Genomic DNA, 18,446 nt, shown 5'->3' with positions numbered 1-18,446 from the left:
CTGTTTTTTTATCGAGTCGGGTTCAGATGCCACAGTCACCTGGGGAGACACGATGGACATTGAAGTGCTGGGTTCGCTGTCGGTGCGGGAGAACGGCGTCCCGATCGCACCCACCGCGCCGAAACCCCGGCAGGTGCTGGCACTGCTCGCACTCAACGCCGACCACATCGTCCCCGTCTCGACGCTGATCGAGGAACTGTGGGACGAGAACCCTCCGCGCAGCGCCCGCACCACCCTGCAGACGTACATCCTCCAGCTGCGCGAACTCATCACGGACGCGCTGCTGCGCGGCGGTGACACGGCCACCAGCGCCAAGGACGTCCTGGTCACCCTCCCCGGCGGCTACCGGCTCCAGACGCGCGGCGGCACCATCGACTACCAGGAGCTCGAGCGCCGCGCGGGCGCCGGGTACCGCGCCATGGACGCCGAGGACTACCCGGCGGCGGCCCGCAAGCTGCGCGACGCGCTCTCCCTGTGGACCGGTTCCGCGCTCGCCGACGTACAGGCGGGCAGCCAGATCACCCTGGAGGTCAGCAGGCTGGAGGAGACCCGCCTGTGCGCGCTCGACCAGCGCATCGAGGCCGATCTGCGCCTGGGGCACCACCGCGGTCTCCTGTCCGAACTGACCGTGCTGGTCAAGCAGTTCCCCATGCACGAGAGCCTGCACGGGCAGTTCATGCTCGCCCTCTACCGCTCGGGCCGCCGCGGCGAGGCCCTCAACGTCTACCAGCGGCTGCGCACCACCCTCGTGCGTGAACTGGGCCTGGAGCCCTCCGCGGCCCTCGGCAAGCTCCAGCGCGGCATCCTCATGGCGCACCCCGACACCGGCACCCTGCCCGCCCCCGAGGCCGGCTCCGGCCGCCTCCCCGTGCGCACCGGCTGACCGCCGGCGGCCCGCCCCCGCCTCCCCGACGCCCCCTGCCTGCCGAGAGGCCGCTCCGGAAGGCAGGGGGTTTCCACATGCCCGCGGTAACACGAAGTCGCGGGCGTGCGCGCGGAGGGCCGCTCGCGCGCCCCTGGAGAACGTCACAACGAACCGTCGAGGGCCGGTACCGGAGCTCTCGCCCCCAACTTGCGTCGTACAGACAGAAGTTCGGAGTCCGCGCAAAATCGAGCCCCATTGGAGCATCGGTACGGAGGACAGCAATGAAGATTCAGGTTTTGGGTCCGCTGAGTGCCGCCGTCAACGGGATGTCGATCGTTCCGACGGCGGGCAAGCCCCGGCAGATTCTCGCGCTGCTGGCGCTCTACCCGGGCCGGGTCGTCCCCGTGCCCACCCTCATGGAGGAGATCTGGGGCACCGGACTGCCGCAGAGCGCGCTCACCACCCTGCAGACGTACATCCTCCAGCTGCGTCGCAGACTGGGCACCGCCATGGGCCCCGGGGTGCCCGCGGCCGCCAAGGACGTACTCGCGACCCGGCACGGCGGCTACCTGCTGCAGATACCCTCCGACGCCGTCGACGTACGCGAGTACGAGCACCTCGTCACGCAGGGGCAGCAGGCCGCCGACGAGGACGAGGACGAACGGGCCGCCTCCTGTTACCGCACGGCCCTCGGCCTGTGGCAGGGAGCCGCCCTCGTCGACGTCCGCACAGGGCCCATCCTGGAGATCGAGGTGCTCCGCCTGGAGGAGAGCAGGCTGGTCACCTACGAGCGACGCATCGACGCCGACCTGCGCCTCGGCCGGCACGTCGAAGTCATCGCCGAACTCACGGACCTGATAGCCCGTCACCCGCAGCACGAAGGGCTGCACTCGCAGGCCATGGTGGCGCTCTACCGGTCCGGGCGGCAGGCCGCCGCGCTCGGCGTCTACCAGCGGCTGCGCGCCCGCCTCATCGAGGACCTGGGCGTCGAACCCGCACCCCAGTTGCAGCGCCTGCACCACGCCATCCTCGCCGTCGACCCCAAGCTCGACGTCCTGCGCGGGCCGCGGCGCTCCTCCACGTTCGACCTGTACGCCGCCTGACCTGCGCCGACAGGCGCCATGCGGCGGTGATTCGAGCCGCACTCCAGGGACTTCGGACAGTCTCTGGACATGGACGTGAGGCTGTTCTGCTTCGGACACGCCGGCGCCGGGGCATCGAGCTTCGGCCGCTGGCAGCAACGCTGCGGCCCCGGTGTCGAGGTCGTGCCCCTGGCCCTGCCGGGGCGCGCCAACCGGCGCCGCGAACCCCGCGTCACCGACCGCGCCGCCCTCCTCGACGATCTGCTCGGCCCCCTCGCCGCCGCGGCCGAGGACGGCCCCTACGCGCTGTACGGCCACAGCCTCGGCGCCCTGGTCGCCCACACCCTCACCCGGGCCCTGCTCGACGCGGGCCTGCCCGCGCCCCTGCTGCTCGCCGTCGGCGCCTGCCACGCCCCGGACACCGCGGCCCCCGCCGTGCCCCGCGCCGAGCAGGGCGACGACGGCGTGCTGGAGTTCGTGACCGCCGCGGGCGCCGCGCCCCAGGGTGTGCTCGCCGCCCGCACCGGGCTGTGGCACCGCACCGTACTGCCCGTCCTGAGGGACGACCTCGCCCTGGCCCGCGCGCTGCGGGCCGCCGCGGCCGAGGACCTGCCGCGGGCCCTGCCCGTCCGGCTGCTCGCCGTCGGCGCGGACCGGGACCCGCTGGTCGACGCGTCGGCCCTGGACGGGTGGCGGGACTGGACCGGGCTTCGGTTCGTGCGCCGCACGCTGCCCGGCGACCACTTCTTCCAGCGCGACCCCCGCACCCCGCGACTGATCGGCCGGGCCTGCCGCGTGACGCGGCGACTGACCGGACCCGGCACGCCCGTCCCGCGGACAAGCGCGGTACCGACCCGCATGACACCGACTCGCGTGGCACCGACCCAGAAGCCACCGAACCAGAAGCCACCACCCTTCATGTCACCGATCCGAACGGAGAGATCATGGACCGCCTGACCCTGGACGAACTGAAGAACCTGCTGCGCGAGTGCGCCGGCGTGGAGGAGGGCGTCGACCTGGACGGCGACGTCATCGACGTGCCCTTCTCCGTCCTCGGCTACGACTCGCTGGCCCTCCTGCAGACCACCGGAGTCGTCGAGAGCGACTACGGCTGCACCCTCGACGAGGAAGCCGTCGAGGAGGCCGAGACACCGCGCGCCCTGCTCGCCCTGATCAACGAGGCACTGAGCCAGAACCGCGTGGCCGCGTGAGTCCCGCCCGGCCGTGTCGCCCCGCGCCGGGGCGACACGGCCGGGACCCGCACACACCACCCCGCCCAGCGACCGCGTCAGGAGACAGGCCGTGCACCCGAGCCCCCTCGCCCGCCCGACGGACACCCCCGCCCCGGCGGGCCGGGCCGTGGAGATCGCCGACGGCGTGCACGCCTACCTCCAGACACCAGGAGGCTGGTGTCTCAACAACGCCGGAATCATCGTGTCCCGAGGGCAGAGCGCACTGTTCGACACCGCGGCCACCGAGACCCGGGCCCGCGCGCTGCGCGACACCGCGCTGCGCCTCAACCCCGCCCCGCCGCGCACCGTCGTCACCTCGCACTTCCACGGCGACCACGCCTTCGGCAACTTCGTCTTCCCCGAGGCCCTCGTCATCGGCCACGAACGCACCCGTACGGAGCTGACCGCGGCCGGCCTGCACCTCACCGGCATGTGGCCGCACGTCGACTGGGGTGACATCCAACTGGCGCCGCCCACCGTGACGTTCCGCGAGCGGCTCACCCTCCACGTCGGCGACCTGCGGGTCGAACTCGAACACATCGGTCCCGCCCACACCTCCAACGACACGGTCCTGTGGCTGCCCGAGCGGCGCGTCCTGTTCACGGGCGACCTCACCATGAACGGCGTGACCCCGTTCTTCCTCATGGGTTCGCTCGCGGGTTCCTTCGCCGCGCTCGACCGGCTGCGCGGCTACGGCGCACGCACCGTCGTGCCCGGGCACGGACCCGTCGGCGGCCCCGAGGTGTTCGACGCCGTCGAGGGCTACCTCCGGCTGGTGCAGAGCCTCGCCGAACAGGGCCTGCGCGCCGGGTGGACCGCGCCGCAGGCCGCCCGCCGCGCCGACCTCGGCCCCTACGCCCGCCACGTCGACCCCGAGCGGCTCTGCGCCAACCTGCTGCGCGCGTACGCCGAGTTGGAGGGCCTGCCCGCCGACGCCCCGCTGCCCGACGCCGACAAGCACGCCGCGCTCGACGCGATGATCGCGTTCAACGGCGGGACCCTGTGCTGCCGGGCCTGACCGGTTCCCTCCGAGGTCACAGATCGTCCCGCGTCACCCGCCGCCGCGACACCAACAGGCCGCCGTCCGCCGCGAGTTCCAGCACGTCCTCGCACACGCACATCCGGTGCACCCGCGAGGCACCGCCGACGGTCGTCGCGTACACCGTCGTGCAGGAGCGCACCTCCACCCGGCCGGCGCCGCGCGCCGTCACGTCGGACATCGACACCACGTGCCGCAGCCGCACCCCGGCCCGCGCCGTCTCGGCCGCCGCCCTCGTCAGCGACGCCGCAATCGCGGCCCGGCCGTGCAACGGCGCGGGCAGGGTCGGCACGTCGAAGACCGCGTCCGCGGTGAACGTGTTGGCCCACTCCCGCGCGTCCCCCCGGTCGAATGCCTGCATCTGCCGTGCGTAGAACTGCTGGACCCGCGCGTACAGGACGGCGAACGCGCCCGCGTCCGCGGTGACTTCGGTGTGTGTGGTCATCTCGATCCTCCCGTCGGACACCCGACCGGGCTCCGGTGTCTGCGGACAGCTTCTGTGGCCGGGGTCGAGCGGCTTTCGAACATTCCTCGAGCCGCGCCGCCGAGCGTGAGGCGGTACCACGTCCCTCCCGCGCAAGGAGGCGCAGACCGTGCCGCACCTCAACCCTCCGGACCTGCCGCTGGACGGCCTCGTGCGCCGCGCCGCGGCCCGCACCCCCGACGCGCCCGCACTGACGACACCGCACACCGTCGTCACCTTCGGGGAACTCGACGCGCTCACCGACCGCGTCGCCCGTCTCCTGCTCCGCGCGGTGGGCCCCGTCGGCGTCGCCAACTCCCTCGACGCCGTCTTCCCGGCCGCGTACTACGGCGCCGCTCGCGCCGGCCGCACCGTCGTCCTGCTCAACCCGCTGGTCAGCGACGACACTTTGCGCCGCGCGTGCGCCGCGGCGGCGGTCGAGACCGTCCTCGTCCCGAGGGCCACCGCCGAGCGGCTCGTACGACTGCGGGGGCGGCTGCCACGGCTGCGCACCATCGTCGTCACCGACGCGGGGACCGGCGAACTGCCGCGTACGACCGTGGCCCTGGACGAGGCCCTCGCCGGAACCGCACCGGGCGGGCGGCTCCCCCCGGCCGTCGATCCCGGAGCCGTGGCGTGCGTCCAGTTCACGACCGGCACCACGGGACCGGCCAAGGGGGTGCGCCTGACCCACCGCAACCTCGTCGCCAACGCCGCGCAGACCGCGCTTGCGCACCGGCTCGACGCCGCCTCGACCACGTTCAACCATCTGCCGCTGTTCCACCCGATGCACCTCAACTCGGCCGTCCACGCGGGTGCTTCGCAGATCCTGTGCGCGGACCCCGATCCGCTCGGCTCCCTCGATCTCGCGGCCGACCGGGGCGCCACTCACTACTACTCCCTGCCCGCCCGCCTGTACCGCCTGGCCGCCGACCCGGGCCTCACCGGCGCGCGGACCCACCGGACCCGGCCGCGGCTGACCGCCGTCATGTCCGGAGGCACCGCGCTCGCACCCGAGGCCGCCCACCGCCTGCGCGCCGTTCTCGGCGTCCCCGTCGTCCAGGGCTACGGACTCGCCGAACTGTCCCCGCTCTCCCACATGCAGGACCTCGACGACCCGGTGGAGCACGGCTGCGTCGGCCGCCCCGTGCCGGGCACCGAGTGCCGGATCGTGGACCCCGCCACGCACCGCCCCGTAGCCGTCGCGGGGCCCACCGGCGAGGTGCAGGTGCGCGGGCCCCAGGTGATGGCGGGCTACCTCGACCCACGGGCGGAACCCGTCGTCGACGCCGACGGCTGGCTGTCCACCGGCGACGTGGGCCGCCTCGACGCGGAGGGCCGACTGTACGTGTCGGACCGCCTCGACGACGTCTTCAAGTACGACAACGAACTCGTCGCCCCCAGCCGGGTGGAGCGTGTCCTGGCGGCCGACGAACGCGTCGCCGAATGCGCCGTCGCGGGCAGCCCCCACCCGGTGCACGGGCACGTCGTGTGGGCCGGTGTCGTCCTGCGCCGCACGCACCGCGACGCCGACGGGCGCGCCACCCGCGCCGTGCTCGACTCGATCGCCGCCCGCGCGGCCCGCCAGCTTGCCGCCTTCGAACGCGTCCGCCGCATCGACGTCCTCGTCGTCCTGCCGCGCACCCCCACCGGCAAACCGGACCGCCGCGCCCTGCGCGCGCTGGCCCGCGCAGCCGCCGAACCCCGACCCGCCACCCCGGAAGGAAGTACCGCCATGACCGTCCCCAACCGCCCCGCGAGCCCGTGATGCCCGCCCGCACGGACCCCGGCCCCGACGTCCTCGTGGCCGGCGCCGGTCCCGTCGGCCTCACCGCGGCGTACGAACTGGCCCGCAGGGGGCTGCGGGTGCGCGTCGTCGACGCGGCCCCGCACCCGGCCCGCACCAGCCGGGCCGTCGCCGTGCACCCCCGCACGCTGGAGACCTTCGACCAGATGGGCGTGGTCGACGACCTCCTGCGGCACGGCCGCCGCAACGCCGCCTTCACCATGTACGCCACCGGCCGGCGCCTCGTGCGACTCCGGGCCGACTACGCGTCGATGCCCACCCGGTACCCGTACACCGTCATCGTCGAGCAGACCCGGACCGAGGCGGTCCTGCGGGCCGCACTCGCCCGGCTCGGCGTGCGCGTCGAATGGGGTGTGCGACTGGAACGGCTGGAACAGGACGCGCACGGCGTACGGGTATGGCTGCGCCACGGCGACGACGAGGCGGGACCGGGCGAACGGTGCGAGGTGCCCTGGCTCGTGGGCTGCGACGGCGGACACAGCACCGTGCGCAAGGCGCTCGGACTTCCGCTGCTCGGGGAGAGCCGGGACACCTGGATGCTCGCCGACGCGGACGTACGCATGGACCTGCCGCCCGACACCATCTACTGGGTGCACACCGGGGGACAGGCGCTCATGATGGTCCCCTACGCCCGCGAGGGCCACTGGCGGCTGCTGGACACCGCGCCCGCCGACCAGGATGCGCGGGCCTGCGCCGAGCGGTTCGCCGCCAAGCTCTCCCGCGGACTCGGCACCCAGGTGCGCGTCGAGGACCCCGAGTGGACCTCCGTCTTCACCTTCCAGCAGCGCATGGTGCCGCGCATGCAGGACCGTCGTGTCTTCGTGGCGGGCGACGCCGCGCACGTCCACAGCCCGGCCTCCGGGCAGGGCATGAACACCGGCGTCCAGGAGGCCTACAACCTCGCCTGGAAGCTCGCCATGGTCCACCGCGGCCACGCGGGCCGCGCCCTGCTGGACACCTACAGCCAGGAACGCGTCCCCATCGGCGAGGCGCTGCTCGACTCCACGCGCAAGGCCACCTGGCTGGTCCAGTTCAAGAACACGCTGGCCGCCGTCGCCCTGCCCGTCGTCTTCACCGTCGTCCGCGCGGTGCCAGCCCTGCGCCGCGCCATCCAGCGCAAGGTGCTCGGCGGCATGTCGGGGCTGCGGCTGCACTACGCGCGCTCGTCGCTGACCGCACCGGTCCGCGGCACCTCCCGGCGGCGGCCGGGCGGCCCCCGGCCCGGTGAGCGGGCGGCCTGCGCCGTCCCGGCCGGCGAGGCGCTCGCCGGTGAACTCCGCGACGTCCGCTGGTCGTTGCTGCTCGCCCCGAGAGCCCCGCACGGCGACGCGCAGCTCACCGCGCGCCGCGCCGCCCGCGAACACGGCGCATGGCTGTCGGTCCGCACCGTCGGCGGTGTCGAGGGATCCGGCCCCGGTCGGCCCCTCGCCGACCCGGACGGCGGCCTGCGCGCCGCCCTCGGCCTCGGGCCCGGCGCCTGGGCCCTGGTGCGCCCCGACGGCTACCTCGCCGCCCGCGGCGACCGCCTGACACCGGGGGAGCTGGACCGCGCACTGGCCCCGCTCGAGCGGCACTCCGCCGCACGTCGAGCGATCCAGGACACGGTCGAGACCACGAGCCCAACCGTCCTGAAGGAAAAGGAGCCCACGCGATGACCGCGACCCCCGCCTCCCCGGCCACGCCCGCCGTCCCGTCCGCCGCAGGGCCGGTGGCCCTGGTCACCGGCGCCACCAGCGGCATCGGTCTGGCCGTCGCCCGCGACCTGGCCCGCCGCGGCCACCGCGTCTTCCTGTGCGCCCGCACCGAGGACCAGGTCAAGCAGACCGTCGAGGACCTGCGGGCGGAGGGCCTCGTGGTCGAGGGCGCCGTCGCCGACGTGCGCTCGGCCGAGTCCGTCGCCGCGCTCGTGCGCGCGGCCGTCGAGACCTTCGGCCCGATCACCGTCCTGGTCAACAACGCGGGCCGCAGCGGCGGAGGACCCACCGCCGACATCCCCGACGACCTGTGGTTCGACGTCATCGCCACCAACCTGCACAGCGTCTTCCTCGTGACCCGCGAGGCGCTGAAGAACGGCGGCCTCGCGGGCGCCGCCGGGGGCCGTGTCATCAACATCGCGTCGACCGCGGGCAAGCAGGGCGTCGTGCTCGGTGCCCCGTACTCCGCCTCCAAGCACGGCGTCGTCGGCTTCACCAAGGCGCTCGGCAAGGAACTCGCCCCCACCGGCGTGACCGTCAACGCGGTCTGCCCGGGATACGTGGAGACCCCGATGGCCGAGCGGGTCCGGCAGGGCTACGCCGACGCCTGGAACACCACCGAGGACCGGGTCCTGGAGCAGTTCGAGGCCAAGATCCCGCTCGGCCGCTACTCGACACCGGAGGAAGTGGCGGGCCTCGTCGGCTACTTGACGACCGAGTACGCCGCCTCCATCACGGCCCAGGCCCTCAACGTGTGCGGCGGCCTCGGCAACTTCTGACCCCGGCCCCCGAACACCCCCGCGCAAAGAGACGAGGTGGGCGACATGTCCGCTGAGCGAGTGCACCGCACGACACACCAGGTGACCGTGGACGCGCCGGCCGGCGTGGTCTACGGCCTTGTCGGCGACGCCGTCACCTGGCCGCTGTTCCTCCCGCCGAGCGTGCACGTGGAACAGCTGGAGTTCGACGGCGGCCACGAACGGCTGCGGATGTGGGTGCGGGCGGGCGGCGAGATCACCTCCTGGACCTCCCGCCGTGTCCTCGACCCCGCCCGGCGCCGCATCGACTTCCGCCACGATCTGCCCGCCGCGCCCGCCCGCACGATGGGCGGCACCTGGGCCGTCGAGGCACTGGCGCCCGACCGTTCCCGGCTCACCCTCACCCACGAGTTCACGGTCGTGGACGACGACCCCGGCGGGCGGGCCTGGCTGGAACGGACCATCGACACCAACAGCCGGGCCCAGCTGGAGCAGTTGAGTCGGCTGGCCGGGCTGTGGGGCCGGCTCGACTCGCTGGTGCTCGCGTTCGAGGACTCCGTACGCGTCGAAGGACCGGCGGAACTCGTCTACGACTTCCTGTACCGGGTCGGCGGCTGGCCCGAGCGGATCCCGCGGGTGTCCCGCCTGACCCACTGCGAACCCGCCCCGGGCATCCAGGTGATGACGATGGACACCCGCACGCCCGACGGCGCCGGGTACACCACCGAGTCCGTACGGATCTGCTTCCCGCACGCCGGGCGCATCGTCTACAAGCAGACGGCCACCCCGCCCCTGATGGCGGCGCACACCGGCGAATGGACGGTGGTCCCCGACGAGCGCGGCGTCACCGTCACCGCCCACCACCGGGTGCTCCTGAACGAGGACGCCATCACGCGGGAACTCGGCCCGGACGCCGACGTGACCACCGCCCGCCAGCACCTGCGTAGAACGCTCGGCGCGGCGGGCACCGCCACGCTGCGCCTCGCCAAGTCCTACGCCCAGAACGCGGTCACCGTCCTGTGACCGCTCCCGCCCCGCCCCGCTCGGGCTCCGCCGCGCCGCCGCCCGACGCCACCGAGCGGGCCCGGCGCCTGGAGGAGCTGCTCGGCGACCCGGCGGACCCCGGCAACCCGCACGGCATGCGCGCGCTGCTCGCCGCCGACGAGCGGGGGACCGCCCCCGAGGCCACCGAACGCCTCCTCGCCGAGGCCCGGTTGACCGCCGAGTTCGTCCCCCGCGAACTCGGCGGTCTGCTCGGCAGGCCCGACGAGCTCGCCGAGGTGCTGCGGCCGGTCTTCCGCCGCGACGTGGCCCTCGGGTTCGGCTTCGGCCTCATCGCCCTGTTCGGCGCGTCCGCCGTCTGGGCGGCCGGCGACGACACGCAACGGGCCGCCGTGGCACGGGAGATGCTGCGCGGAACCGGCGGCCGCGTCACGCACCTGCACCACGAACTGACCCACGCCAACGCCATCCTGCGCGACGAGTTCACCGCCCGGCGCACCGGCGACACCTTCCACGTCGACGGACGCAAGGACGTCATCATCAACGCCGCGCGGGCCGGCCTGTTCGTCATGTACGCCCGCACCGACGCGGGCGCGGGACCGCGCAGCCACTCCGTGCTGCTCCTGGACCGCGCACGACTGCCGTCGGACACCGTGCGCGCACTGCCGCGCGTGCCCACCCCCGGCATGCGCGGCAACCACTTCTCCGGCCTGGAGTTCCGCTCCTGCCCCGTCCCCGCGCACGCCCTGGTCGGCGAGGTCGGCGACGGAGTGTCCCTGGCGCTGCGCACGTTCATGGTGAACCGCTGTCTGATCCCCGCCGCGCTCGTCGCCGGTGTCGACAGCGCGCTGCGGCTCGCCGTGCGGGCCGCCACCGCCGGGCGCTCGGACGGCCGGCCCGTGCGCCGCCACCACACCGTGCTCGCCGGGGTCTTCGCCGACCTGCTGGCCTGCGACAGCATGGCGCGCACGGGACTGCGCGCCCTGAGCCTGGTGCCCGACAGTGCCCATCTCGCCGCCGCAGCAGTCAAGTTGACCACCCAGGACATCCTGCGGGAGAACCTGGACGAGATCGCGACCGTGCTCGGCGCCCACGGCTACGACCACGACTCCCACTACGGCGCCTTCGGCAAGCTCGGCCGCGACCTGCCCGTCGCCGGTCTCGGCCACGCGGGCCGCGCCGCCTGCCAGGCGGTCCTCGTGCCACAACTCCGGTCCCTGGCCCGCACTTCGTGGTTCACCGCGCCCGAGCCGCCCGCGCTACTGCTCGACCTGTCCGCCGCCTTGCCCGACCTCGACTACCGGGCGCTGTCCCTTTCCGGCGGGCACGACGTCCTGCACGCCGCCCTCCTGCGCACCGCCGACCGCCTCACCGCCCGGCGCTCCCGGGACCCGGAGCGAGTGGTGCTCGCGCGGCTCGCGGAGGCTTTCGTCAAGGAGTCCCGCATCCTGCGCGCCGAGTGCGCCACCCTGCCCGCCTCCGTGCAGGAGACGCTGGCCGACCCCCGTGCCTGCGCGCTCGTGGACCGCTACGTCCTGATCGCCGGGGCCGCCGCCTGCCTCGGCGCCTGGGAGGCCCACGCCGCCACGGACTCCTTCCTCGCGCAGCCCGCCTGGCCGGTCCTGGCCCTCTCCCGCATCCTGCGCCGGCTCGGCGCCCCCGGGCCCGCCGTCCCCGACGGCGTCACCGGCCGGGTCCTCGACGAACTGCTGCACCGGTACGCCCACCACCGCAGCCTCGACCTCTACGACATGCCACTCGCGGGCTAGGGCCTGTCTGGAAGGGAGGCGTCGCCCATGCGCCGGCCGGTGATCAGCGAACCCCTGCACGTACTGCCCCGCGGGCCCTGGCCCCAGGTCAGGGAGGCACTCGGCCGCAACGGCAACGCGGTCGTCCACACCACGTGGGGCGCCTGGCTGCCCGCCGCCGTCACCGAGCGCCGGCTGCGCCGGATCCTGGGCCGGGGCGACTGGCTGCGCTGGCGCCGGATCCCGGACCCGACGGTCCGGCATCGCTTCGCGGCCTCCCGGCTGTTGATGAAGTTCACCGCGGCCGCCGCGCTCGACACCCGGCCCGAACTCCTGGAAGTTTCCTACGGGTTGGGTGGCAGGCCCTTCCTGCGCGGCTTCGACCAGATCGACCTCAGCCTCACCCACACCGGGGAGTTCATGGCCGTCGGACTGAGCAAGGACGGCCGGATCGGCGTCGACGCGGAACCCAGCGATCGCGCCATGAACGTCGAGGTGCTGCACACGCAGATGTGCACGCCCGCCGAGGCCGCGGCCATGACCCGGCTGCCGCCGGACGAGCGGGCCGCCCGCACCCTGCGGCTGTGGACCCTGAAGGAGGCCTACACCAAGGCGCTCGGGCAGGGGCGGCGGCTGCGCTTCACCGAGTTCGGCTTCACCGCCGACGGCGACCGGCTCCTCGCCGCGAACGGCGCCGACCCCGACCACGCGGCGTGGGCCTTCGCCACCCACGAGGCCCTCGGCCGCTATCTCCTGAGCACCGCCTGCCACGACGAGGGGCTCGACGCGGACCACGACGTCGCGGCGCACAGCGCCCTCGACCCGGGGTTCGCCGCCGCCATGGCGCACTTCATCGCCCCCTGAGCGCCGGGCCGCCCGCCGGGCTCGAGGCCGGTTCGGGGCGCCCTTGACGATCGCTCGGTTCCGGGGCCGTACGCGGGCACGACGGCGGCCGCGCACAGCACACTCGTGTGCGGACGGTGCCGATACCGAGCCGGGGCGTGCCGGGAGGACGCATGCCTCGGATGCCGACCCAGGAGATGCCCGATGACCGAGAACCAGCCCTACGGCGTGCCACCTGCCGGTGCCGCAGTCCCCGGGACGGACGCGGCGGGCACAGTGTCCCTGACCGAGCATCAGATCGCGCTGCTGCGCCCCGCCGAACCGGGCGTCCCGCCGGCGTCCGCCACCATGCCGTTCGCCATCGACCTGCGCGGCCCGCTGGACGTACCGGCCCTGGAGGACGCGCTCGCCCAGCTCGTGGCGCGCCACCCCCGGCTCACGGCCCGGCTGCGGCGGAGCCCGGACGGGCAACCCTGCCTCGATGTCGACCCCGCCCGCACCCCGGTCCTCGAACACCTGCGGCCCGAGCCGTCGGGCCGCACCCCGTCCGCGGTCATGCTGGCCGAGGCCGGACGCGGTCTCGATCCCGAACGCACCGGGATGCTGCGCGCCGTCCTGATCGGCCACGGGCCCGAACACCACACGCTGCTGCTCGTCGTGCACCGCGTCGTCGTCGACGGCCGGTCCGCCGGACTGCTCCTCGCCGATCTGCTGGACGCGTACGGCCCCGACGGCCCCGGAGCGCCGGGCGGCGTGGCGGGCACGGTGGCCGAAACGCGGGCGCACGAGAGCGTCGCGCTCCCGCCGCACCAGGAGGGCCTGCTGCTGGACGCGCTGGCCCACCGGGGCACCGGCCGCTACGTCGAGCAGCTGTTCTGGCAGTGGCACGGGCCGCTCGACGTCGAACGGTTCACGGCCGCGTGGCAGTCCGTCTTCGACTGCGAGACCGTCCTGCGGGCCGCCTTCGACCTCGACGGGACCCCGCGCCTCGTCGTGCACGACCACGTACGCGTCGAAGTGACCCGGCACGACGACTCCGCCGACTGGGACGCCCTGCTGGAGCGCGACCGGCTGCGGGGGTTCGACCTGCGGGTGCCCGGCCTGCTGCGCGCCACGCTCCTGGAGGACACGCCCGGCACGGACGACGCGGGCGGCACCGACGCGACGGGCCCGCCGTCGACCAGGGTCCTGATCACCTTCCACCACGTACTGCTCGACACCTGGAGCGTCTCCGTCCTGCTCCAGGAGTTCTACCGCGCCTACCTCGCCGACGGCGTGCTGCCCGGCGGGGAGCGCAGGCCCGACTTCCGGGACCACGCGCGCTGGCTGGCCGGCCAGGACACCGGACCCGCCAGGGCCTTCTGGAGCACCGCACTGCCGCCCGGAAAGCCGCTGGTCAGACCGGGCCTTCCGGGATCGGCCGGCGGGCTGGCCGGCTGGGGCAGGGCCCAGGAACTCCTCGGCCACCGGGACGCCGACCGGCTGCGCGCCTGGTCGGCCGGCCACGCCGCCACCGAGTCCGTCGCGCTCCAGGCGGTGTGGGCGCTGCTGCTGTACCGGGCCGCGGGCGTCGATCTGCCCGCGCCGGTCGGCTTCGGGGTCGTGGTCTCCGGCCGCGGGATCGCCCTGGAGCATGTGGAACGGCTGCCGGGACTGCTGATGAACGCGCTGCCCATGGTCGTACGCGTCGACCCGGGACAGCCGCTGCTGCGGCTGCTGGGCGAGCTGCGCGACCGCGTGCTGGACATGGCGTCCTACGAATGGGTGTCCGTGGACCTGGTCCACGAGTGGAGCGGCCGCCCGGCGGGCGAGAAGCTCTTCGACAGCCTGGTCGCCTTCGAGCACCGGGCCAAGGTCTCCGACTCGCTGGCCGCCGAGCTCGCCGCCCAGGACGTCCGGGTCGACGCCCCGGCCCGCTCGGGCACCCCGCACGCCTTCCCTGTCACCCTGCTGGCGACGGCCGAGCCCGACGGCTCGCTGCTGCTCACCGCCGTCCACGACCGTGTCCGCGTCGCCGACGCCGACGCCCGGCGCCTGGTGGCGCTGTGCGCCCGGCTGTTGAGGCAACTGCCGGACACGGTCGACGAGTCGACGACCGCGGGCGACGTCCTCGCCACCGTCGGCGACGCCGAACTGCCGCGGGTGGCGGGCCCCGGCTCCGGTCGTGCCGAGGGCGGCCGGGACGCGAGCTGGCCCGACGTGCCGCAGACCCGGCTCGTACGGGAGGCATGGCAGGCCGTCATCGGCGTGCCCGTGCACGATCCGGCCGCGCACGCCGTGGAGTCCGGCGCCCACCCGCTGGTGGCCGTGCAGCTGCTGCGGGAGCTCAACCGGCGGGCGGGCACCGCCGTGCGGCTGCACGAGCTGCTCGCGCACCCGAGGGCCGGCGACCTCGCGCGGCTGCTGCACGAGCACGCGCCGCGCTGACGTACGGCGCACACACGACAGCGGCGGGTCCGGCACAGTGCCGGACCCGCCGCTGTCGTCCGTCCGCCGTCAGCTCACGGCCCGCTTGACCAGGTCCGAGATGCGCTCCTCGTCGGCCTTCGTCAGCTTCGTGAGCGCGAACGCCGTCGCCCAGACGTTGCCGTCGTCGAGCGCGGCCTGGTCGCTGAAGCCCAGCGTCGCGTACTTCGACTTGAACTTGGCCGCGCTCTGGAAGTGGCACAGCACCTTGCCGTTCTTGGCGTAGGCGGGCATCCCGTACCAGAGCTTCGGGGTCAGCTCGGGGGCGGCGCCCGTGACGATGGCGTGGACGCGCTCGGCGAGCAGCCGGTCGTCGTCCGCCATCTCGGCGATCTTCGCGAGCACCTCCTGCTCCGTGTCCGCCTTCGAGGCGCGCGAGCCGCGCTTGGTCTCCTTGGCGCGGTCCTTCATCGCCGCGCGCTCCTCGGCGGTGAAACCCTCGTGCTTCTCGTCGGCCTTCTTCGTGGTCGCCATGTCACATGCCTTTCGTCGTGGGGGAGCGGTGTCGTGCGCCGGTGGACGCGGGGGGGGAGGGAGGGTCAGGCCTCGGTCTCCCAGACGAAGCCGTCGGGGTCGGTGAAGGCGGCGCCGGTGCTGCCCAGGGCGATGCAGTGGGAGCCGGAGCCCTCCGCGTCGACCCCGAGGTCCTTGGCGAGACCCCGGCGCTTGTAGAGCGCCAGCTTCACGGGGCTGGAGTCGTCGGCCTTGAACTCGGCGTACTTGCCGCCGAAGCTCTTGCCCGCGGTCAGGCCCTGCCCCACGTAGAACTGCTTGCTCGCCTTGACGTCCTCGACGCCGAGCAGCAGCACCGTCTCGTCGATGTTCCGGGTGGCGGGGCCGCTGTCCTTCTTCGCGGAGGTCGCGACCTTCCAGATGGTTCCGTCCGGCGCCCGCAGCACCCCGCCGTAGCCCCACATGGACTTCTCGGCGGGCTTCAGAGCGGTGGCACCGGCGGCGAGCGCGGCCCCGAACAGGGCGTCCACATCGGCCGGCTGAGAGACCGTCAGCGCCAGGGTGAAGCCCCTGAAGCCCGCGGACGCCGACTCGGAGGCCCGCAGGCGCAGCGTCGAGGCGTCCAGGCCGAATGCCTCCTTGTAGAACTGGGCGGCGGCCGCGGGGTCGGCCACCTCGAGGGTGACGGATGCGATGGAAGTCATGTCGTTCAAGCTAAGTCCGCGGGGCCCGTCACGGCTTCTTCGTTCGTGCCCAATCCGAGAGGCCGTGGACCGGCTCTGTAGCCGTTCACGAGCGATTCTCAAGTGCGCCACGACGCGGCCACGGCAATCTGCTGAGCGGAACGAGACTCTGTGAGGTGCCGGATGGAAAACGCCGTGGAGAACGCCGTGGAGGACGCCATCGCGTACATGCGCGAGCGGTACGGCGATCCGCTGTCCATCGCGCAGATCGCCGCCCGGGTGATGCTGAGCCGTTTCTACTTCACGCGGATCTTCAAGGACGAGACCGGGACGAGCCCGGGGAAGTTCCTCGCCGCGATCCGCATCCAGGAGGCCAGGCGCCTGATCGAGACCACCTCGATGAGCGTCACCGACGTGTCCATCGCCGTCGGCTACAACAGCCTCGGATCCTTCACGAACGCCTTCACGGCCAGTGTCGGCGTCTCCCCGGGACGGCTGCGCCGCGGCCTCTGGGACGGCGTGCCGCACCCCGACCGGGCGTCGGCGGGGCTTCGGGGCACCGTCGCGGGGACCGTCGGCCTGCCCGCGGGGCACGGCAACGCGCAGGTGTTCGTCGGCGCCTTCGACACCCCCGTGCTCCAGCACCCCTGCCGCGCCTGGTCCGTGATCGACGTGCCGGCCGGCCGGCCCTCCTGCTACTCCGTGCGGAACGTGCCCGAGGGGGAGTGGTACCTGCTCGCCGTGGCGGTCGCCGCGGGCGCGGGCCACGACGAGCCGCTGCGCACGACCCTGGTGGCGGGGCCCGGGCGGGCGCCGGTCGAGGTGACCGCGGCGGGCGTCACCAGCGCCGCGGTGCGGCTGCGCCGGCCGCTGGCCACCGACCCGCCGGTGCTGCTCGCCCTGCCCGGACTCGAACCGCCGAGGACGGTCAGGACGCATCCGGGGTGCGCGTCGGCCGGGGCCGACGCGCGGACGGCCGGGCCGGCGGCAGCGCTGCCGGTGTCGTCCGCCGCGCTGCCGGGGCCGGCCCTCGCCGGGCCGCGGCCCGTACTGTCACGGACGTGAGGCCGGGGGAGCGGCGCCCACGTCCTGCTTGTTGCGCAGCCGTTCGGCCAGCAGCGCCCACTCCCGGCCGATGTGCTCGGCGATCGGCGCGATGACGCCCAGCCAGTGCGGCGGAACGGAGTCCACGAAACCGCGCCAGTCGGCGCCGGACTCGCCCGCGTGCAGCTGCATCCAGCGCAGGAACTCCCGCCCGCCCGCGGTGTAACGGACCGCTGGGTCGGCGGCCATCCTGGACGCCACCATGGCCCAGGTCGGCGGCGTGTCGGTGTGCTTCCTGCGGGAGGCGGGGCCGGGCTCGGCGGCGGCCACCCGCAGCGGCGGGCGCTCGTGGTCGGCCGCGTCCGGGGTGAGCGGGAGCTCGGTCCGGGGCGCGGCCGGGGCCACGGTCACGGTCTCCACCGCGCGGATGTGCGCCGAACGCAGCGCGGCCGGCTGCCGGTTGTCGCGCTCGGGGGACTCACCGCGGCGCAGGCGCGCGCTCACGTCGTGGACCGTGCCGAGCGACACGTCCGTCTCGCGGGCCACCTGGCGCAACGACGCCTGCGGGTGCGCCGCGATGTACTCGGCGGCGCGCCGCCTGCCCTCCCCGGCGTCCACGGGGCGGCGCCTGCCGTCCTGGCCGACGCGCTTGCCGTCGAGCGGCACCGCGGCCCCGGTGCGTTCCCGCAGCGCGGCGATGGTCTTCGCGCTGAGCCCGGTGATCCCGGCGATCGCGCGGTCGGACCAGTCGGGGTGCGAGCCGAGCACCCGCTGGGCGCCGGCCAGCCGGTCCGCCTTGCACAGCGGCAGACCGTGCGAGCCGTTCGCCTTCATGGCGATGACGAGGGCCTCGGCGTTGGAGCAGTCGACGAAGCGGGCCCTGATGCCGGCGTCGCCCCGCAGCCGGGCCGCCTCCGCGCGGTGCAGTCCGTCGATGATGCGACAGCCGTCGACCTGGACGAGGATCGGCGGCAGTTCGGCCGATCCCGCGGCGTCGACGAGCAGTTGGATGTGCGCGGCGTCCGTGCCTCCTTGGCGCAGCGACACCCCGGGGGACAGCGCGCTCAGCGGAACGTCCCGCGTCGGCAGCCGCTCGAAGTTCTTCAGGTCGAACTCGCCGTGCTCGCCGGCGTCGGGAACGTCACCGCGGGCCGGGTCGAATGCACTCGTGATCAAAACGGCGTGCGCATTGCTCTGAGCCATTCTCGTTACTCCCTCTCTGCTGCCGCTGCCGTCGAGCGTGGCAGGAGGGTCTCCAGCTGCACTG

At 74.1% G+C, this 18,446-nt stretch carries 17 protein-coding genes; 13 read left to right on the top strand and 4 right to left on the bottom strand.

What is annotated here, in order from left to right; genetic code table 11:
• The first annotated feature begins 52 nt into the window (after positions 1-52).
• From ACIA8D_RS24710 to ACIA8D_RS24690, 5 genes are all read left to right on the top strand, one after another.
• Positions 53-883 carry a BTAD domain-containing putative transcriptional regulator gene (locus ACIA8D_RS24710; RefSeq protein ID WP_399235511.1) on the top strand — a complete coding sequence of 277 codons (831 nt, stop codon included), beginning with the start codon at positions 53-55 and terminating at the stop codon, positions 881-883.
• A 263-nt stretch (positions 884-1,146) separates the two neighbouring features.
• Positions 1,147-1,968, top strand: coding sequence for a BTAD domain-containing putative transcriptional regulator (locus ACIA8D_RS24705; protein ID WP_399235509.1), 822 nt, complete (start codon positions 1,147-1,149; stop codon positions 1,966-1,968).
• A 69-nt stretch (positions 1,969-2,037) separates the two neighbouring features.
• Positions 2,038-2,904, top strand: coding sequence for a thioesterase II family protein (locus tag ACIA8D_RS24700; protein WP_399235507.1), 867 nt, complete (start codon positions 2,038-2,040; stop codon positions 2,902-2,904).
• Positions 2,892-3,158 carry an acyl carrier protein gene (locus ACIA8D_RS24695; protein ID WP_399235505.1) on the top strand — a complete coding sequence of 89 codons (267 nt, stop codon included), beginning with the start codon at positions 2,892-2,894 and terminating at the stop codon, positions 3,156-3,158. The genes ACIA8D_RS24700 and ACIA8D_RS24695 overlap by 13 nt, the downstream gene beginning before the upstream one ends.
• A 91-nt stretch (positions 3,159-3,249) precedes the next feature.
• A complete protein-coding gene (locus ACIA8D_RS24690; RefSeq protein ID WP_399235503.1) occupies positions 3,250-4,197 on the top strand; it encodes an MBL fold metallo-hydrolase in 948 nt (315 codons plus the stop codon).
• A 16-nt stretch (positions 4,198-4,213) separates the two neighbouring features.
• Here ACIA8D_RS24690 and ACIA8D_RS24685 read toward each other — a convergent pair whose 3' ends face one another.
• A complete protein-coding gene (locus ACIA8D_RS24685; protein WP_399235502.1) occupies positions 4,214-4,663 on the bottom strand; it encodes a nuclear transport factor 2 family protein in 450 nt (149 codons plus the stop codon).
• A gap of 148 nt (positions 4,664-4,811) precedes the next feature.
• Here ACIA8D_RS24685 and ACIA8D_RS24680 point away from each other — a divergent pair, with 148 nt between their 5' ends.
• The 7 genes from ACIA8D_RS24680 to ACIA8D_RS24650 all read left to right on the top strand — a co-directional run bounded on the left by ACIA8D_RS24680 (position 4,812) and on the right by ACIA8D_RS24650 (position 14,960).
• Positions 4,812-6,449 carry a class I adenylate-forming enzyme family protein gene (locus ACIA8D_RS24680; RefSeq protein WP_399235501.1) on the top strand — a complete coding sequence of 546 codons (1,638 nt, stop codon included), beginning with the start codon at positions 4,812-4,814 and terminating at the stop codon, positions 6,447-6,449.
• Positions 6,449-8,143, top strand: coding sequence for an FAD-dependent oxidoreductase (locus ACIA8D_RS24675; protein WP_399235499.1), 1,695 nt, complete (start codon positions 6,449-6,451; stop codon positions 8,141-8,143). The genes ACIA8D_RS24680 and ACIA8D_RS24675 overlap by 1 nt, the downstream gene beginning before the upstream one ends.
• Entirely contained in the window at positions 8,140-8,961 is an 822-nt protein-coding gene (locus ACIA8D_RS24670) for an SDR family NAD(P)-dependent oxidoreductase (RefSeq protein ID WP_399235497.1), read from the top strand. Before ACIA8D_RS24675 ends, ACIA8D_RS24670 begins: the two co-directional genes overlap by 4 nt.
• A 45-nt stretch (positions 8,962-9,006) precedes the next feature.
• Positions 9,007-9,963: an aromatase/cyclase gene (locus ACIA8D_RS24665; RefSeq protein WP_399235495.1), complete on the top strand. Its 957-nt coding sequence runs from the start codon at positions 9,007-9,009 to the stop codon at positions 9,961-9,963.
• Positions 9,960-11,711: an acyl-CoA dehydrogenase gene (locus ACIA8D_RS24660; RefSeq protein WP_399235493.1), complete on the top strand. Its 1,752-nt coding sequence runs from the start codon at positions 9,960-9,962 to the stop codon at positions 11,709-11,711. Before ACIA8D_RS24665 ends, ACIA8D_RS24660 begins: the two co-directional genes overlap by 4 nt.
• 27 nt (positions 11,712-11,738) lie before the next feature.
• Complete coding sequence (locus tag ACIA8D_RS24655; protein ID WP_399235491.1) at positions 11,739-12,554, top strand: 4'-phosphopantetheinyl transferase family protein; 816 nt, start codon at positions 11,739-11,741, stop codon at positions 12,552-12,554.
• A gap of 183 nt (positions 12,555-12,737) precedes the next feature.
• Positions 12,738-14,960, top strand: a complete 2,223-nt coding sequence (locus ACIA8D_RS24650; protein WP_399235489.1) for a condensation domain-containing protein — start codon at positions 12,738-12,740, stop codon at positions 14,958-14,960.
• A 69-nt stretch (positions 14,961-15,029) separates the two neighbouring features.
• Here the strand turns inward: ACIA8D_RS24650 and ACIA8D_RS24645 are convergent, their stop codons facing one another.
• Complete coding sequence (locus ACIA8D_RS24645) at positions 15,030-15,473, bottom strand: iron chaperone (protein WP_399235487.1); 444 nt, start codon at positions 15,471-15,473, stop codon at positions 15,030-15,032.
• Positions 15,474-15,538: 65 nt separating this feature from the next.
• Positions 15,539-16,156, bottom strand: a complete 618-nt coding sequence (locus tag ACIA8D_RS24640) for a VOC family protein (RefSeq protein WP_399235486.1) — start codon at positions 16,154-16,156, stop codon at positions 15,539-15,541.
• A 162-nt stretch (positions 16,157-16,318) separates the two neighbouring features.
• On the opposite strand from ACIA8D_RS24640, the gene ACIA8D_RS24635 reads away from it, so the two are divergent.
• A complete protein-coding gene (locus ACIA8D_RS24635) occupies positions 16,319-17,200 on the top strand; it encodes a helix-turn-helix domain-containing protein (RefSeq protein WP_399235485.1) in 882 nt (293 codons plus the stop codon).
• On the opposite strand, the gene ACIA8D_RS24630 is transcribed toward ACIA8D_RS24635, so the two are convergent.
• A complete protein-coding gene (locus tag ACIA8D_RS24630) occupies positions 17,189-18,382 on the bottom strand; it encodes a nuclease (RefSeq protein WP_399235483.1) in 1,194 nt (397 codons plus the stop codon). The genes ACIA8D_RS24635 and ACIA8D_RS24630 overlap by 12 nt on opposite strands.
• Positions 18,383-18,446: the final 64 nt, after the last annotated feature.

It is taken from the genome of Streptomyces sp. NPDC051684 (assembly GCF_044453445.1).
Classification (GTDB): domain Bacteria; phylum Actinomycetota; class Actinomycetes; order Streptomycetales; family Streptomycetaceae; genus Streptomyces.
This window is presented reverse-complemented; position numbering and strand designations above follow the sequence as displayed.

Coding starts and splice junctions, on each gene's coding strand:
- ACIA8D_RS24710 (WP_399235511.1), top strand. CDS start 53: ATGGACATTGAAGTGCTGGGTTCGCTGTCGGTGCGGGAGAACGGCGTC.
- ACIA8D_RS24705 (WP_399235509.1), top strand. CDS start 1,147: ATGAAGATTCAGGTTTTGGGTCCGCTGAGTGCCGCCGTCAACGGGATG.
- ACIA8D_RS24700 (WP_399235507.1), top strand. CDS start 2,038: ATGGACGTGAGGCTGTTCTGCTTCGGACACGCCGGCGCCGGGGCATCG.
- ACIA8D_RS24695 (WP_399235505.1), top strand. CDS start 2,892: ATGGACCGCCTGACCCTGGACGAACTGAAGAACCTGCTGCGCGAGTGC.
- ACIA8D_RS24685 (WP_399235502.1), bottom strand. CDS start 4,663: ATGACCACACACACCGAAGTCACCGCGGACGCGGGCGCGTTCGCCGTC.
- ACIA8D_RS24675 (WP_399235499.1), top strand. CDS start 6,449: ATGCCCGCCCGCACGGACCCCGGCCCCGACGTCCTCGTGGCCGGCGCC.
- ACIA8D_RS24670 (WP_399235497.1), top strand. CDS start 8,140: ATGACCGCGACCCCCGCCTCCCCGGCCACGCCCGCCGTCCCGTCCGCC.
- ACIA8D_RS24665 (WP_399235495.1), top strand. CDS start 9,007: ATGTCCGCTGAGCGAGTGCACCGCACGACACACCAGGTGACCGTGGAC.
- ACIA8D_RS24655 (WP_399235491.1), top strand. CDS start 11,739: ATGCGCCGGCCGGTGATCAGCGAACCCCTGCACGTACTGCCCCGCGGG.
- ACIA8D_RS24650 (WP_399235489.1), top strand. CDS start 12,738: ATGACCGAGAACCAGCCCTACGGCGTGCCACCTGCCGGTGCCGCAGTC.
- ACIA8D_RS24645 (WP_399235487.1), bottom strand. CDS start 15,473: ATGGCGACCACGAAGAAGGCCGACGAGAAGCACGAGGGTTTCACCGCC.
- ACIA8D_RS24640 (WP_399235486.1), bottom strand. CDS start 16,156: ATGACTTCCATCGCATCCGTCACCCTCGAGGTGGCCGACCCCGCGGCC.
- ACIA8D_RS24635 (WP_399235485.1), top strand. CDS start 16,319: ATGGAAAACGCCGTGGAGAACGCCGTGGAGGACGCCATCGCGTACATG.
- ACIA8D_RS24630 (WP_399235483.1), bottom strand. CDS start 18,382: ATGGCTCAGAGCAATGCGCACGCCGTTTTGATCACGAGTGCATTCGAC.